The organism is Parapedobacter lycopersici, assembly GCF_024643285.1.
GTDB classification, from domain to species: domain Bacteria; phylum Bacteroidota; class Bacteroidia; order Sphingobacteriales; family Sphingobacteriaceae; genus Parapedobacter; species Parapedobacter lycopersici.
In genome coordinates this window covers 206,514-222,095 of record NZ_JAMSLW010000006.1, presented here as the reverse complement: position 1 = coordinate 222,095, position 15,582 = coordinate 206,514, and the positions used below count along the sequence as shown (strand labels likewise).

Sequence of the window (15,582 nt, the reverse complement as noted above, 5' to 3'; positions counted from 1 at the left end):
TATATTTACCCCCTTTGGAAAAACCAGTAACCATTGTGCATAAGGGTATCGCCGTATTAATTGTCCTGCTGGGCCTGATGGCTAATTCCGCGCGCGCGCAGGAATTCGAAGTGGGTATACAGGGTGGCGCATCGGGTTATATGGGCGACCTGAACCCGGAGAATCCCGTGGCGTATAACGACTGGGCGGCTGGCTTTATGGTTAAATACAATTTCGATCATACCTGGGGGATACGGGCCAATTTTACCTATGCCAATATCTGGGCTGCCGACGGCAACTCGCGTGTGGCGCAACGGCGGGAGCGCGACCTGGACTTCTTCGGAAACATTAAGGAGGCCTCGCTGGTGGCTGATTTCAATTTCTTCAGGTGGTTGCCGCAGCGCGGTCGGGTGGTCTATACCCCATATATCTTCGCCGGTATTGCGGGGATGCAGTTCGAACCGAAAAATTACCTGCCTTCCTCCGGCGAAAAGGTAAAACTTCGGGAAATGCAGACCGAGGTTGATACACTGTTTAACCAAACCGGGTACGGAAAATATGCGCTGGCCATCCCATTTGGGGTGGGCTTCAAATATAACCTGCGCGGCCCGTGGTCCGTGGGGGTGGAGGTCGGCTACCGATTGGCATTGACGGACTACCTCGATGATGTAAGCGGGGTTTATCCAAACCGGGTACCCCCCAGTGATCTGCCATCGGGAGCATCGGCTGTCGACTGGTTTAACCTGACGTACCGCCATACACCTAACGCGGTTCCCGGCAGCCAGCGCGGCGATGGACGACCATACGATTCGTACATGACCGCAGGGATCACCCTATCATACACGATCTTCAAGGGCGGATGCCCGGAATGGCGATAATTTTTTTCTGTTATCTTTGCAGCAAAATGACAATAGATAGTAAAGACACGATAGACCCGTTGCGGTTGCCACAGCATGTGGCCATCATTATGGATGGAAATGGCCGGTGGGCAAAGGAAAAAGGCAAACTGCGCGTATTCGGTCACAAAAACGGAGTAAAGGCGGTGCGTGATACCGTGGAGGGTGCCGTCGAAATCGGCGTTAAGTACCTCACCCTGTACGCTTTTTCAACTGAAAACTGGAACCGTCCCAAACTGGAAGTGTCTGCATTGATGGAGCTGCTGGTCAGCACCCTCAGCAAAGAAACCAAAACGCTTATGAAAAACGGTGTCAGGCTTCAGGCCATCGGTGATCTGGCGCAGCTGCCCGGCAGGTGTTACAAAGGCCTCCAGGAAGTCATTGCACAAACCGGGAACAACACCAACAGCACACTCACACTGGCGTTGAGCTACAGCGCCCGCTGGGAAATTACTGAGGCGGCAAAACAGCTGGCGAAAGCGGCGCTGGAAGGGTCTATCCAACCGGATGAAATTGACGAGAAACTGTTTAGCCAATACCTGTCGACCAGGGACATGCCCGATCCGGAACTGCTGATCCGTACCAGCGGTGAGCAGCGCATCAGCAATTACCTCCTGTGGCAACTGGCCTATTCCGAGTTGTATTTTACGCCCAAAATGTGGCCCGAATTCCGGAAAGCCGACCTATTTGAGGCCATTGCGGCGTACCAGAAACGGGAGCGCCGGTTCGGCATGACCAGCGAGCAACTGAATTCGTAACAGCACAGCCGAGCCATGCACAATCCCTGCAATTTCCGGGCAGCATCCATCAGGCCAAACAGGTGTAATCCGACAAAAAAATGCCTTTTAACAAAAATTAACAACTGTTTAATGTACTTTAGCAGCGATAAACAATATAGATGAAGCGGATAGTATTTATTGCACTTATAACGATATTGGCAGCAGGTGCCGCCCGGGCCCAGCAACGGGGACTCCCCATCGGTGAATCCGATGAGTTCAGTTACCTGAATCCCAAGAATTTTATCATCGGCGGAATTACCGTAAGCGGCACCGAATACCTGGATAACGACGTGCTGATCACCATTTCCAAGCTGGTGGTGGGTACCCGGATCGAGGTACCCAGCGATGCAACGTCCAATGTAGTCAAAAACTTAATGGACCAGGGGCTGTTTGACGATGTGAAGCTATATGCCGATGCCGTAAGGGGTGATTCGATCTTCTTCAACATCCATGTGGTGGAACGCCCCCGGCTTACCCGCATTGACATTGAGGGGCTGAGCAAAACACAGACCGAGGAGGTACGTAAGCAGCTGAATGAAAACACGGGTAAAATCGTCAACGAAAACCTGATGAACACCACGCGCAATACCATTACGCGTTACCTACGGGAAAAGAGCTACCTGTATCCGGAAATCACCATGGCCGCCGTCAAGGATTCCAGCCAGGCGAACAACCAGATTCTGGTTGTTAACGTCGACCGCAATCGGAAGGTCCGGGCCCACCGCATCAACTTCACAGGCAACGAAGCGTTTTCACAGCGTCAGCTCCGCAAATTCTTCAAGGGTGTACGGCAGCGTACCTGGTGGCGGATTACCGGACCGGGAAAATTCAAAGACGAAAAATACAAAGAGGCCAAAGATAACCTCGTTGCCAAGATGCGCGACCGGGGTTACCGCGATGCCACCATCCTGAACGACACGGTGTATAAGTATAACGACCGGAATGTCATTATTGATGTCGATCTTTACGAGGGACCCAAATACTATTTCGGTAACATCACGTGGCAGGGAAATGCCAAATACCCCGACTCGATCCTTAACGTGATTCTGGGTATCGGAAAAGGTGAGGTATTCAGCGAGGAAAAGCTGAACACCAAACTGATGGGGCCAACACGCAACAGCGATGATATTTCTTCCCTTTACCTGAACGACGGGTATCTGACATTCACCGTGGACCCGGTACAGACCCGTATTTACAACGATACGGTCGATCTCGATCTGCGGATTTACGAAGGCGCCCAGTTCACGATTAACAACATCATCCTGAAGGGGAATGACGTTACCAATGACCGGGTGCTGCTGCGGTCGATCTACACCAAGCCCGGACAGAAATTCTCGAAGGACCTGATCATGCGGAGTACGCGTGAAATTGCCCAGCTGGGTAACTTTGATGAGCAAAAGACCAACCCGATACCGACAAACCTGAACCATTCCGAAGGTACCGTGGATATTGAATACAACGTAGCGGAAAAACCCTCTGACCAGGTCGAGCTTTCGGGCGGATTCGGTGCGGGGCAGGTAATCGGCACATTGGGGTTGTCGTTCAACAACTTCTCAACAAGGAACCTTTTTGACAAAAATGCCTGGAAACCCCTCCCCCGCGGCGACGGCCAAAAGCTGAGTATCCGCGGACAGACAAGCGGCAAGCGTTACCAGTCGTATAGCTTTTCGTTCTCCGAACCGTGGCTCGGGGGCAAGAAGCCAATCTATTTTGGTGTAAGTGCCTTTACTTCCTCTTCATCATACGGCGGCTTCGATTACTGGACCGGCCGGCAGACGGTTTCGGACGATAAGCTGAACCGGATCTGGATGAATGGTGTTACGGTGAGCCTGGGTAAACGGCTGCAATGGCCCGACAACTATTTCCAGCTTAATTATTCATTGGGTGTGCAGCAGTACAAACTGCAGAATTACCCCGGCTTCCTGTTCGAGAACGGTACGTCATACAACATCAACCTGACCCAGGAAATTAGCCGTAACTCCGTAGATGCCCCGATTTATCCGACGTCAGGGTCGCACATCCGGTTTACCGTCCAGGTGACACCGCCGTACTCATTAATGAACAACATCAATTACCCGACCGCACCTGATAATGTGCGGTATAAATGGACCGAATACCATAAATGGAAATTTGATTCACAGTGGTTTACCCGGATTACCGGAAAACTGGTACTCAAAGCCCAGGCTCAATTCGGTTTCCTCGGCACATACAGCAACGTAACCGGCCAATCGGCATTTGAACGGTTTAAGCTCGGTGGCGACGGGATGATGGGCTTCGACTTCCTGCAGGGCTCGGAAATTATTGCCATGCGGGGCTACGCCAATGGCATGGTGATTCCTGACGGGGCCAATGTCAATATTGCCCGCAATTCAGGCAGCCCGATTTATAACAAGTATCAGCTGGAGCTGCGGCACCCTGTGATGCTCAACGATCAGGCAACGGTGTTTGTGCTGGCTTTTGCCGAGGGTGGTAATACATGGAACAATTTCCGCGATTTCAATCCATTCAAAGTACGCCGTTCAGTGGGTGTGGGTGCACGGATCTTCCTGCCGATCTTCGGTCTGCTGGGAATCGACTATGGCCATGCGTTCGATCCGATACCCGGGGTACCGAGCAGCCAATGGCGTCAGAACTTCACCTTCAGCATCATGCAACAGATGGGTGGGTTCAATTAGCGTGGAAAAAATGGAATTACTTTTGCAGTACATTTGACAAATAACAGATTTGGAAATATTAACAGTTTTTGAATTATGAAAATCAACAGATATATGGGTTATGCCGGCGTGGTGACGCTGCTCGTCATGACTACCACTACTGCATTTGCGCAACGGTTTGCCTATGTGGATACGGAATATATCCTGAAACATATTCCAGAGTACCTGTCAGCACAGAAACAGCTGGATGCGTTATCGGTACAATGGCAGGAAGAAGTGGACAACCGGTTCGCTGAAATTGAAAAACTCTATCAGTCGTACCAGGAAGACCAGGTGCTGCTCAGCGAAGCCATGCGCCGAAAAAGGGAAGATGAGATTGTCAATAAGGAGCAGGAAGCCCGCGAATTCCAACGGCAAAAATTCGGGTTCGAAGGGGACCTGTTTCAGGAACGGGTAAAGCTGGTTAAACCTATCCAGGATAAGGTAGCTGCCGCCATACAGCGCATTGCAAAGGATCAGGGTCTGGATATTGTACTGGACAAAGGCAGTGAGGTGACTTTCCTCTATGCCAATCCCAATCTGGATAAAAGTGATGCCATAATTACCCAGCTGGGTTATAAACCTGATCCATCACTTGCGGAAAATTAATCCGTTTCGTATCATTGCGAAATTTAAACGATAAACAATAACAAATAACGAAAACAAGGGCATTGCATCTGCATTGCCGCAAACAACAAGAAAACTAAATGGATCGCATGAAAAATTTGTTTAAAGGGATAGGGATAGTAGCGCTACTGTTTTTATCAACCGTAACCGTAAGTGCTCAACAGAAGATCGGCCACATCAATTCAAATGAAATTATACAGGCCATGTCGGAATTCAAAACGGCAAACGCAGAATTTGAAACCCTGCAGAAAGGCAAAGAAGCGGAATTGCAGCAGATGGGTGCTGAATATCAGAAAAAAATAACAACAGCCCAGGATTTGCAACGGAACCGTAGCGCAGCCAATAGTGATTCTACCGATGTTAAATTACAGTCACTTGGCGTAGAAATCCAGGAAATTGAACGGAGAATCCAGGAAGTACAGCAACTGGCGCAGGATGAGCTGGGTAAAAAACAAGAAGAGTTATTTGCTCCTATTTTCCAGAAAGCCAATACAGCTGTACAAGCTGTAGCCAAAGAACAGGGCTATGCTTATGTATTCGATATTGCCAACTCAGCCATTCCGTATTTTCAGGGTGGTGACGACCTGACAGCTGCGGTGAAAACCAAGCTGGGCATTTCGGCTACTGCAGCACCGGCGAATCCGTAACCGGACCGGTAACGAAATTAGCGACGCGGAGTGTATGAAAATACATTCCGCGTTTTTTATTTCTCCGAATATACCGTTCGCAGGGCACCGGCTTGGAGAATCATCGAAATTCCTTAACTTCGTACAATGGCCCCTTCGCCGCAGCTTGCTGCGCACGGAGTGCCCGCAGCTGCTCCGGTGTATCGCAGCCGGTATCGGATTCGCCGCATGGGAGCCATTGGATCGTTAACCCACTATCGGATGATAAGCCAGCTTATTTTTGGTATACTTTTACTGGTCGCCGTCACGTTAGCCGCCTACAATGCCCGGCGCATCATCCGGAACATCCGGATGGGCCGCCCGGAACGTCGGACTGATCAGCCTGCCCGACGGTTCCGGACCATGCTGCTGGTGGCCTTCGGTCAGCGGAAAATGTTTAAAAGGCCATTCGCTGCATTACTGCACGGATTCGTATACCTGGGTTTTTTCATCATTAACATCGAGCTGCTGGAAATCACAATCGATGGGCTGTTTGGCACTCACCGTGCATTTGGTGGGTTGGGGAGTACCTATAATGTACTGATTGCCATATTGGAGTGGATGGCGTTTGCCGTACTCATCGGGTGTGTCATTTTCCTGGCCCGGCGCAACATTGCACACCTTCGCCGTTTTTCCGGCAGGGAAATGACGGCCTGGCCCAAAACGGACGCCAACCTGATTCTGTTTGCTGAAATTTTGCTGATGATCGCTTTCCTTACACTGAATGCAGCCGATCACCAGTTGCAGTTACTGGGTGCAGCCCCTTATTCCACAGCGGGTTCATTCCCCGTCAGCGTATGGATACAGCCGCTGCTACCGGAAAGCATTCCGGCGCTGATCTTCGTGGAGCGTTTCGCGTGGTGGTTCCACATTGCCGGTGTACTGGCTTTTATGAATTACCTCCCCTATTCCAAGCACCTGCATATCGTACTGGCATTTCCAAATACCTACTTTTCAAACCTGGACAGCCCCGGCCGTTTTGCCAATATGTCCCAGGTTACCCGGGAGGTAAAAGCCATGCTCGACCCGGCCGCTGTTTCTGAATCATCGGATGAGGCGCTCCGCTTCGGTGCAAAAGACGTGACTGACCTTACCTGGAAAAACCTGCTCGACGCCTACACCTGCACGGAGTGTGGACGATGCACCGCGGTTTGTCCTGCAAACCTGACGGGCAAACGCCTGTCGCCGCGAAAGATCATGATGGATACGCGCGACCGTATGGTGGAGGCCGGGAACCGCGGTAAGCATACCGAAGCCGGCGATGAGAAATCGCTGCTCGACGACTACATCACCCGCGAAGAACTCTGGGCGTGCACTACCTGCAATGCCTGCGTCGAAGCCTGTCCGGTGCTGATCAATCCATTAGACATCATCATGGCGCTGCGACAATATACCGTTATGGAAGAATCGCAGGCACCGGCTACCTTAAATACGATGTTCAGCAATATTGAAAACAACGGCGCCCCGTGGAAATATGCGCAGGCGGACCGCGCGAATTGGAGGTAAAAATGACCGAACAACACATTCCCACCATGGCCGAACTGGCTGCCCGAAACGAGGTTCCCGATATTCTCTTCTGGGTAGGCTGTGCCGGCAGTTTCGATGCGCGTGCACAACGGATTACACGGGCTATCTGCCGGATACTGCACCATGTCGACCTGCGGTTCGCCATACTGGGCACCGAAGAAGGCTGTACGGGTGACCCGGCCAAACGTGCCGGCAACGAGTTCCTCTTCCAGCTCCAGGCCATCGCCAATATCGATACACTCAATGGGTATGGTATCCGTAAGATCGTTACCGGATGCCCGCACTGCTTCAATACGCTGAAAAATGAGTATCCGGACCTGGGCGGTCATTATGAGGTCATCCACCATACCCAGCTGATCCAACAGCTGATTGACGCGGGCAAGCTCGTTGCTGCCAACGGCGAATCGTTCAGGGGCAAACGCATTACCTACCATGACCCCTGCTATCTGGGCCGCGGAAATGGGGTTTATGAGGCACCGCGTAAAGTACTGGAGCACCTCGATGCGCAGCTGGTCGAAATGAGGCGCTGCCGCAGCAACGGGCTCTGCTGTGGTGCAGGGGGCGCCCAGCTGTTCAAGGAGCCCGAGGCCGGCAATAAGGAAATCAATGTCGAACGTGTCGACGAAGCGCTTGAAACCCGACCGCAGGTTATTGCTGCCGCCTGCCCGTTCTGCATGCTGATGCTGCGCGACGGGATAAAAGCGAGGGAAAAAGAAACGGAAGTGGAAGTGCTGGACATTGCCGAAGTAACGGCACGTGCCAATGGCTTATAACCCTTAAACCCTCCGGTCGGAACTCGCGCGGATGAGCAGTCGGGGCTGCAGCACCAGTTTCTCGGGCTTATGGTGGTAATAATCACCTTGCTTAAGCAGTCGCAGAAACAGCCGGGCAACCGCTTCCCCCATTTCCACCGTCCGCTGGTCTACCGTAGAGATCGCGGGACTAACCAGGCTGGTAAATGCCTCATTTGCAAAACCGACCACACCCACTTCATCGGGTATACGCTTTCCGGCGTGCTGCAGTTCCTGCACCACACCCATGGCTGTAAAATCCTCCAGTGTGAAAACCGCATCGAAAGTCACCCCTTCGGCCAGCAGGTCGCGGACACATTGCCGCCCGAAATCCAGGGAAAAGTCGCCTTTGATGATCAGCCGTTCGTCAACCGGCAATCCATACTGCTTCAGTGCATCGAGGTAACCCCGCAACCGTTCATTAAAGATGTTGATGTCCCGATACTGGCTGATGTGCACAATGTGGCGGTAACCGGCCCGGATCAGGTGTTCGGTGGCCATAAACCCACCACGGTAATCGTCTATCGTTACGGAAGGTACATCCAGCTGCTCCAGTACCCGATCAAAGAAGGCCAGCGGTGTGTTCCGTGCCTTGACTTCCTCGTAACCGGCAGCGATTTCCGTCTCCAGCGAAATGGATGCAATAATGCCATCTACCCGCGACCGCAAAAAGGTTTCGATGCCTTTCTGTTCGTGCCGGACCGATTCCTGCGATTGGTAAAGGAGAATAGCATACCCCTGCTCATTCATTACGCTTTCAATGCCATGTACCACGGAACTGAAAAAACTGACATCCAACCGCGGCACAAGCACCCCGATAATCTTCGTTCGCCCCGAGCGCAGCGAAGATGCCAGCTTGTTAGGCTGATACCCCAGTCGATCGGCGGTTTCGCGCACCGACTGCTTCGTTGCAGCGCTGATCGCGGGATGGTCATTGAGTGCACGGGCTACCGTCGAAAACGTAATACCGAGTTCCTTTGCAATATCTAATATGGTTACTTTTTTCATCTGAATCACGTATTTACCGATGTGCTTCCTGTATTCAGTGACATCGCCAGGATCGCCTCGTTGCGTTTAAAGGCAATGAAACTGGTATAGCCACTGTGTTATCTGTCGGCTTGTAGCGGCAGTTCAAGCAGGTTTCAACTGATCAGGCTTTCTCCATATGCCAATGCCTACGGCGAAAAAACTGTTTCAAAAGTAATGATACGTTTTGAAAAAGGAAAGGAATGCGCTACCTTTATGCCAACGTTAGCATAACGACACTGTACGGAATTAACCATGTTATTACTAGGCATTGATATAGGTACTTCCTCCATCAAAGTTTCCGTGGTCGATGCGGATACCCGACGCTGTATTGCCGCGGTACGTTACCCCGATCACCGGGAGAATGACATCCTCGCCCCCTTTCCGGGCTGGGCAGAGCAATCCCCCGATCTTTGGTGGGAACAGGTCCGGCTGGCCATCCGCCAGCTCACCGCCCCCGGCTCGTTTGACGCGCAGGCTATTGCGGCCATCGGCATCGCCTACCAGATGCATGGGCTGGTTGTGGTCGACCGGAACGGAAATGCGCTCCGCGATTCGATCATCTGGTGCGACAGCCGTGCCGTCGCCATCGGCGAACAGGCGTTTTCAGCCATCGGCAAACAGCACGCATTGGCTCATTTACTAAACTCACCCGGCAATTTCACGGCCGCCAAATGGGCTTGGGTAAAAGCCAATGAACCCGATATTTACCGGAAGGCGCATCACATTATGCTTCCGGGTGATTATATCGCACTGCAATTAACGGGCAGTGCAACCACCACTATTTCCGCCCTTTCCGAAGGCATATTCTGGGATTTTAAAGCAAACAGCATCTCGCCGGACATCGTCAGCCACTTCGGGTTTGACGAGGCGGTATTTCCGGATATTGTGCCCGTATTTGGCGTTCATGGCATGCTTCGACATGACGTCGCCGCTGAACTGGGACTGCCACCGGATATCCCGGTTAGCTATAAGGCGGGTGACCAACCCAATAATGCGTTGTCGCTCCATGTGCTGCGGGCGGGCGAAGTGGCCGCCACGGCAGGTACATCGGGTGTGATCTACGCAGTGAGCGACCAGCTGGTTTACGATCCGGAATCCCGCGTCAACACCTTTGCACATGTGAATTATACACCCGAAGACCCGCGAACCGGCATCCTGCTCTGCATCAACGGAACGGGCATCCTGAACCGCTGGGTGAAATCACAGCTGGGTGCCGGACTGGACTACAACCGGATGAATGCGCTGGCCAGCACGATAGACCCGGGAAGCAATGGCCTGCATATCCTTCCTTTTGGCAATGGTGCTGAACGGATGCTTCACAACCGGATACCGGGTGCAGCATTTCTCGGAATCGATCTTAATACACATGGTCAGGCCCACGTATTCCGGGCAGCTCAGGAGGGCATTGCCTATGCGTTCCGCTATGGCCTGGATGTACTCCGTGAAAACGGGTTAGCGCCCGCGGTAATCCGGGCAGGCAGGTCCAACCTGTTCCTCAGCGATCTGCTGACCACCATTTTCGTCGACGTCACGCAAACCGCTGTGGAATTATATGACAATGACGGCAGTGTAGGGGCCGCACTTGGTGCCGGCATTGGAGCAGGTATCTTTACCTCCCCAGACGATGCATTCGAGGGAATCAAACCGCTGAAAACGGTGGAACCGACACAGGACAGGACGTATGAGTCGCTATACCAGGAATGGAAACAGCTCCTGGACGACCGGCTCAGCAACTTATCAATCCCAACCTCATAAATCCAATTGGCAAAATAATTTACTCATTACATACATCAAATAGCTATGGCAAGCACGTTGATCGGAAACCAGGAATACTTCAAAGGAATTGAAAAAATAGTTTACGAAGGGCCCGAATCGGACAATCCCCTATCGTATCGCTGGTATGATGCCCGGAAAGTGGTGGCAGGAAAAACACTGGAAGAGCACCTGCGGTTCGCCGTCGCCTACTGGCATTCGTTCAATGGCAACGGCAGTGACCCGTTTGGTGGGCCCTCGCTGTATTTCCCGTGGGACGAACATACCGACGTCATCCAACGGGCGAAGGACAAGATGGATGCGGCTTTTGAATTCATCACCAAAATGGGCCTGCCCTACTACTGCTTCCACGATGTGGATCTCGTTGATTATGGCGACAACGTAGCCGAGAACGAACGCAGGCTGCAGACTTTGGTAGCATATGCCGGGGAAAAGCAGGCGGCGAGCGGCGTCAAGCTGCTCTGGGGAACCGCCAACCTGTTCTCCCATCGACGCTACATGAACGGCGCGGCAACCAATCCTGATTTCGCTGTGGTAGCTCATGCCGGTGCGCAGATTAAGGCAGCCCTGGATGCCACCATCGCGCTTGGCGGTGAGAACTACGTCTTCTGGGGCGGGCGCGAAGGCTATATGACGCTGCTTAACACCAACATGAAGCGCGAACAGGAACATCTTGCGCGGATGCTGCACGTGGCCAGGGATTATGCGCGGGCACAGGGATTTACCGGCACCTTCCTGATTGAGCCCAAGCCATGCGAACCCACCAAACACCAGTACGATTACGATGCAGCGACCGTCATCGGCTTCTTACGGCAATACGACCTGCTCGATGATTTCAAGCTGAACCTTGAAGTAAACCATGCGACGCTGGCAGGGCACACGTTCCAGCATGAGTTACAGGTTGCGGCTGACGCTGGATTACTCGGTTCCATGGATGCCAACCGGGGGGATTATCAGAACGGCTGGGATACAGACCAGTTTCCGACAAACATCAATGAACTGACTGAATGCATGCTCATTATTCTCGAAACTGGCGGATTTGCCGGTGGGGGTATCAATTTCGACGCCAAAGTACGTCGGAATTCCACGGACCGGGCCGATCTGTTCCATGCGCATATCGGTGGTGTGGATACATTTGCCCGGGCACTCATCACGGCTGACCGCATCCTGCAGGAATCCGACTACTTAAAAATCCGCACCGAACGCTATGCTTCATTTGATGGAGGCCGTGGAAAGGCTTTCGAACAGGGCGAACTTCGCCTCACCGACCTCCGTGACCTGGCAGCAGCTTCGGGGGAACCGGAAACGATCAGCGGTAAGCAGGAGTTGCTCGAAAACCTGATCAACCGCTTCATTTAGCCGTAAAACCACTATTGGGCATACCTTTCATATAGCCCCATGGATGGATTCTTTTTTATCCGGAATACCATCCATGGGGCATTGTTTTATCCGTATTTTTGTTTGGCGGTAAAACCGGGCCGTCACCGGCTATTTGAGCCTTCGAAAAGCATGGAAGAAAACGAACTTATCAAACGATTATCGGGCGTAATTACTAAACACTACCTTCCGGAACTGGTAGCGTTGGGGGAAACCGGCACCCTTTCCGTTACCACCCTACACCGGTTGTGTTATACCCCGGAGCGCAGTCCGGTGGCTTTCCGAGCAGCCTGGGTACTGGAATACATCGCCACACGTGCTCCCCAACGGTTTCTTCCCGTTTTTGCTGCGTTTATGACTCGATTACCAGACCAGCGAAATCCCAGCTGCCAGCGCCATTTTACCAAGATACTGATGGTTATTACCGGACCAAAAGCACCTCCAGCCTATCAGGATGCTTATGCGACAACCGATAAGGAGCAATTGGTAGAAACCGTTTTCGGATGGCTGATTAATCCGCAGACCCCCGTGGCCGTGCAGGTCAATTGCATGGATATCCTTTTTAACCTCACTGCTGAATTCGGATGGATCGGCGAAGAGTTGCAAAACCAGGTGGAGTTTTTGCTGCGCGACGGATCAGCGGCATTGCAAAGCCGGGGCAGGAAAATAATCGGGAAGCTGAAGAAACTTAAAACCGCAGGTTAATACCCAGAGACAGGAATCCATAGGTGTCGTTCTTGGTATTATTAGCCGGGGATTCACCGCTATAGCCATCCAGTTCGTCATCAAACGCAAAATTCAGCTGCGCATTAACCACCAGGTTCCACACGTACGAATCGAGCAGATTGGGTTTTAAGTTATGGAGCGGTAATTCAATCCCCACGTTGGCATTGGCCAGGTAACTCAGCCCATGGTTTTTGCCGGAGAATTCCGGAAACGCCCGGCCATCTACATCCTGGACCCGCCGCACGTTCCATTGCAAACTATATAGTGCCCCGATACCTGCCCCGATATAAGCGCTGCTCAGCGCGCGCTTTCCCCATGAGTCACGGTATTCAATGCGGCGCAGGTGGTCGTCCTGTAAAAATTTGATCGGCTGGAACTGGAAGCCCAGCGTTGCCGCATGGTAAAAATTGAGGCTCCGGCGCGTCAGTCCCCGCTCCGCCCCATCATCAACTCCGCGCAACAATCCCTCCTGCAGCTCCAGTCCGACACTCAGTCCATGCCGAAGGAAATAATTCCCCCGTAAGTATCCGCCTGGACCAACCTGTGCCTGATCCAGGTCGCTGTACAGTTGGGTAGCGCCGATCCCGGCAGTTACCGAATAACGAAAATAAGGGATAGGTGATTCCTGCTCGGATTGGGCCATTAGCGACACCGGTATTAACAACGCCAGCATCAGCCCTGGTAAATAACGTCTTTGCATACGAATATGATGTATTTTCTGACTAAAACAGTGTATTTCCCTTGGTATAATTGTTTTTTCCCAGATGCCGGTACGCCAATTCGGTACATTCCCTCCCGCGCGATGTCCGCATCAAATAGCCCTCCTGGATGAGGAACGGCTCGTAAACTTCTTCGATGGTACCCTCATCCTCACCCACCGCGGTAGCGATGGTCTTCAGTCCAACCGGCCCGCCCTTAAATTTATCGATAATTGTCAGCAATATCCGGTTGTCCATCTCATCCAGGCCATGCTCGTCTACATTCAAAGCATTCAATGCGTATTGGGCAATGGCCGTATCAATGTTGCCATTCCCCTTAATCTGGGCAAAATCACGCGTCCGGCGAAGCAGCGCATTTGCAATACGTGGCGTTCCCCGGCTGCGGCGGGCAATTTCAAAGGCGCCGTCATCGGTAATTGGCGTACGGAGGATATCGGCGGACCGGAGCACGATGGTGGTAAGCAGTTTCGCGTCGTAATACTGCAGCCGTGCATTGATGCCGAATCGGGCCCTGAGCGGTGCCGTGAGCAAGCCGGAACGGGTGGTGGCCCCCACCAGGGTAAACGGGTTCAGCGTAATCTGTACCGACCGTGCATTAGGCCCCGTTTCCAGCATGATGTCGATCTTAAAGTCCTCCATCGCCGAATAGAGGTATTCCTCGACCAGCGGGCTCAGCCGGTGGATCTCGTCTATAAACAGGATATCACCCTCCTCCAGGTTCGTGAGGAGTCCGGCCAGATCACCGGGCTTGTCCAGCACAGGGCCCGACGTAATTTTGATGCCCACGCCCATTTCGTTGGCAATGATGTGCGAAAGCGTAGTTTTCCCCAGTCCAGGCGGGCCATGCAACAGCACATGATCCAATGCTTCGCCGCGTAACTTTGCCGCCTGCACAAACACCCTGAGGTTATCCAGGATTTTCTGTTGCCCCGTAAAATCGGCAAAAGCCTGCGGGCGCAATACTTTTTCCAGCTCCCGCTCGGTATTTGACATTCTATTCGGATCCGGATCTAAATGCTCGTTCATTTTTTAGTTATCAGTTACCGGGCCTTTAGCAATTACCAGGCCATCAACATGATACGATTTATGCTTATGTTACGCTGCGCGACCAGCTATTGGCACCCATGGCCGCCCCCCGTTTCATTAACCCTACTTTTGTCCTGTCATCATCCGTCTGCCGGCGTTACCCTTCTACGGGCCAATTATTACCGATCAGCCTCGGACCAACGGTAGGCCTTACTGTTCACGCTGGTATTTTCTGAACCAGCTGCTTATTTTCATCTGGATGACCCCAAAAAAGGCTTCCCGGAAAATATGGGTGCTCATTTTAGAGGTTCCCTCCGTCCGGTCGGTGAAAATAATTGGTATCTCCACTACCCGGAAGCCATATTTAACGGCAGTAAATTTCATCTCGATCTGAAACGCATAGCCAACAAACCGGATCTTATCCAAAGGAACGGTTTCCAGCACCTGCCGTCGGTAGCCCACGAAGCCCGCCGTCGTATCTTGCACACCTATTCCGGTAATCCAACGGACATAAGCCGAAGCAAAGTACGACATCAGCACCCGACTCATCGGCCAATTGACCACGTTAACTCCCTTGATGTAGCGCGACCCGATAGCCATATCGGCCGTCAGGCAGGCTTCCCGCAGGCGGGGTAAGTCTTCCGGATTGTGGGAAAAGTCGGCGTCCATTTCAAAAATGTAGGCATAAGGGCGGGCAATGCACCATTGAAAGCCATAGATATACGCCGTTCCCAGTCCCGATTTCCCTGCACGTTCCTCTAGAAACAGGCGGTCAGCAAATTCCGTCTGTAATCGCTTGACAATGGCGCCCGTACCATCAGGGGAGCTGTCGTCAACCACCAGCACATGAAAAGGAACCGCAAGTGAAAACACTTTCCGGATAATCTTTTCGATATTTTCCTTTTCGTTGTATGTAGGGATAATGACGATGCTATCTGACACTGACTGGCAAAATTTATCTGGTAAAGGTAAGGA

The 15,582-nt window shown here is 52.3% G+C and carries 14 protein-coding genes; 10 read left to right on the top strand and 4 right to left on the bottom strand.

Going from position 1 to position 15,582, the window contains the following annotated elements:
• The first annotated feature begins 14 nt into the window (after positions 1 to 14).
• The 7 genes from porG (at position 15) to NEV57_RS13660 (ending at position 7,939) form a co-directional block, all read left to right on the top strand.
• Positions 15 to 857, top strand: a complete 843-nt coding sequence (porG, locus tag NEV57_RS13690) for a type IX secretion system protein PorG (RefSeq protein WP_257658895.1) — start codon at positions 15 to 17, stop codon at positions 855 to 857.
• A 26-nt stretch (positions 858 to 883) separates the two neighbouring features.
• Positions 884 to 1,633: an undecaprenyl pyrophosphate synthase gene (gene uppS / locus NEV57_RS13685; protein WP_307876451.1), complete on the top strand. Its 750-nt coding sequence runs from the start codon at positions 884 to 886 to the stop codon at positions 1,631 to 1,633.
• A 140-nt stretch (positions 1,634 to 1,773) separates the two neighbouring features.
• Positions 1,774 to 4,329: an outer membrane protein assembly factor BamA gene (gene bamA / locus NEV57_RS13680; protein ID WP_257658894.1), complete on the top strand. Its 2,556-nt coding sequence runs from the start codon at positions 1,774 to 1,776 to the stop codon at positions 4,327 to 4,329.
• 75 nt (positions 4,330 to 4,404) lie between these two features.
• Positions 4,405 to 4,956 carry an OmpH/Skp family outer membrane protein gene (locus NEV57_RS13675; RefSeq protein ID WP_372340081.1) on the top strand — a complete coding sequence of 184 codons (552 nt, stop codon included), beginning with the start codon at positions 4,405 to 4,407 and terminating at the stop codon, positions 4,954 to 4,956.
• 107 nt (positions 4,957 to 5,063) lie between these two features.
• Positions 5,064 to 5,621 carry an OmpH/Skp family outer membrane protein gene (locus NEV57_RS13670; protein WP_257658893.1) on the top strand — a complete coding sequence of 186 codons (558 nt, stop codon included), beginning with the start codon at positions 5,064 to 5,066 and terminating at the stop codon, positions 5,619 to 5,621.
• A gap of 240 nt (positions 5,622 to 5,861) precedes the next feature.
• A complete protein-coding gene (locus NEV57_RS13665) occupies positions 5,862 to 7,145 on the top strand; it encodes a 4Fe-4S dicluster domain-containing protein (RefSeq protein ID WP_257659011.1) in 1,284 nt (427 codons plus the stop codon).
• A gap of 2 nt (positions 7,146 to 7,147) precedes the next feature.
• Complete coding sequence (locus NEV57_RS13660) at positions 7,148 to 7,939, top strand: (Fe-S)-binding protein (RefSeq protein ID WP_257659010.1); 792 nt, start codon at positions 7,148 to 7,150, stop codon at positions 7,937 to 7,939.
• Between the two features lie 3 nt (positions 7,940 to 7,942).
• On the opposite strand, the gene NEV57_RS13655 is transcribed toward NEV57_RS13660, so the two are convergent.
• Positions 7,943 to 8,965 carry a LacI family DNA-binding transcriptional regulator gene (locus NEV57_RS13655; protein WP_257658892.1) on the bottom strand — a complete coding sequence of 341 codons (1,023 nt, stop codon included), beginning with the start codon at positions 8,963 to 8,965 and terminating at the stop codon, positions 7,943 to 7,945.
• Positions 8,966 to 9,238: 273 nt separating this feature from the next.
• Between NEV57_RS13655 and NEV57_RS13650 the strand changes: the two genes are divergently transcribed.
• From NEV57_RS13650 to NEV57_RS13640, 3 genes are read left to right on the top strand one after another with little or no spacing between them, the layout of a single operon-like run.
• Positions 9,239 to 10,741, top strand: a complete 1,503-nt coding sequence (locus tag NEV57_RS13650) for a xylulokinase (RefSeq protein WP_257658891.1) — start codon at positions 9,239 to 9,241, stop codon at positions 10,739 to 10,741.
• A 45-nt stretch (positions 10,742 to 10,786) separates the two neighbouring features.
• Positions 10,787 to 12,118 carry a xylose isomerase gene (xylA, locus tag NEV57_RS13645; protein WP_257658890.1) on the top strand — a complete coding sequence of 444 codons (1,332 nt, stop codon included), beginning with the start codon at positions 10,787 to 10,789 and terminating at the stop codon, positions 12,116 to 12,118.
• A gap of 39 nt (positions 12,119 to 12,157) precedes the next feature.
• Complete coding sequence (locus tag NEV57_RS13640; RefSeq protein ID WP_257658889.1) at positions 12,158 to 12,841, top strand: HEAT-like fold family protein; 684 nt, start codon at positions 12,158 to 12,160, stop codon at positions 12,839 to 12,841.
• Here NEV57_RS13640 and NEV57_RS13635 read toward each other — a convergent pair.
• The 3 genes from NEV57_RS13635 to NEV57_RS13625 form a co-directional block, all read right to left on the bottom strand.
• Entirely contained in the window at positions 12,825 to 13,562 is a 738-nt protein-coding gene (locus tag NEV57_RS13635; protein WP_257658888.1) for a hypothetical protein, read from the bottom strand. The genes NEV57_RS13640 and NEV57_RS13635 overlap by 17 nt on opposite strands.
• Positions 13,563 to 13,584: 22 nt before the next feature.
• Positions 13,585 to 14,607 (bottom strand): Holliday junction branch migration DNA helicase RuvB, encoded by a 1,023-nt coding sequence (ruvB, locus tag NEV57_RS13630; RefSeq protein ID WP_257658887.1) that lies wholly within the window; start codon positions 14,605 to 14,607, stop codon positions 13,585 to 13,587.
• A gap of 210 nt (positions 14,608 to 14,817) precedes the next feature.
• Positions 14,818 to 15,549, bottom strand: a complete 732-nt coding sequence (locus tag NEV57_RS13625; RefSeq protein ID WP_257658886.1) for a polyprenol monophosphomannose synthase — start codon at positions 15,547 to 15,549, stop codon at positions 14,818 to 14,820.
• Positions 15,550 to 15,582: the final 33 nt, after the last annotated feature.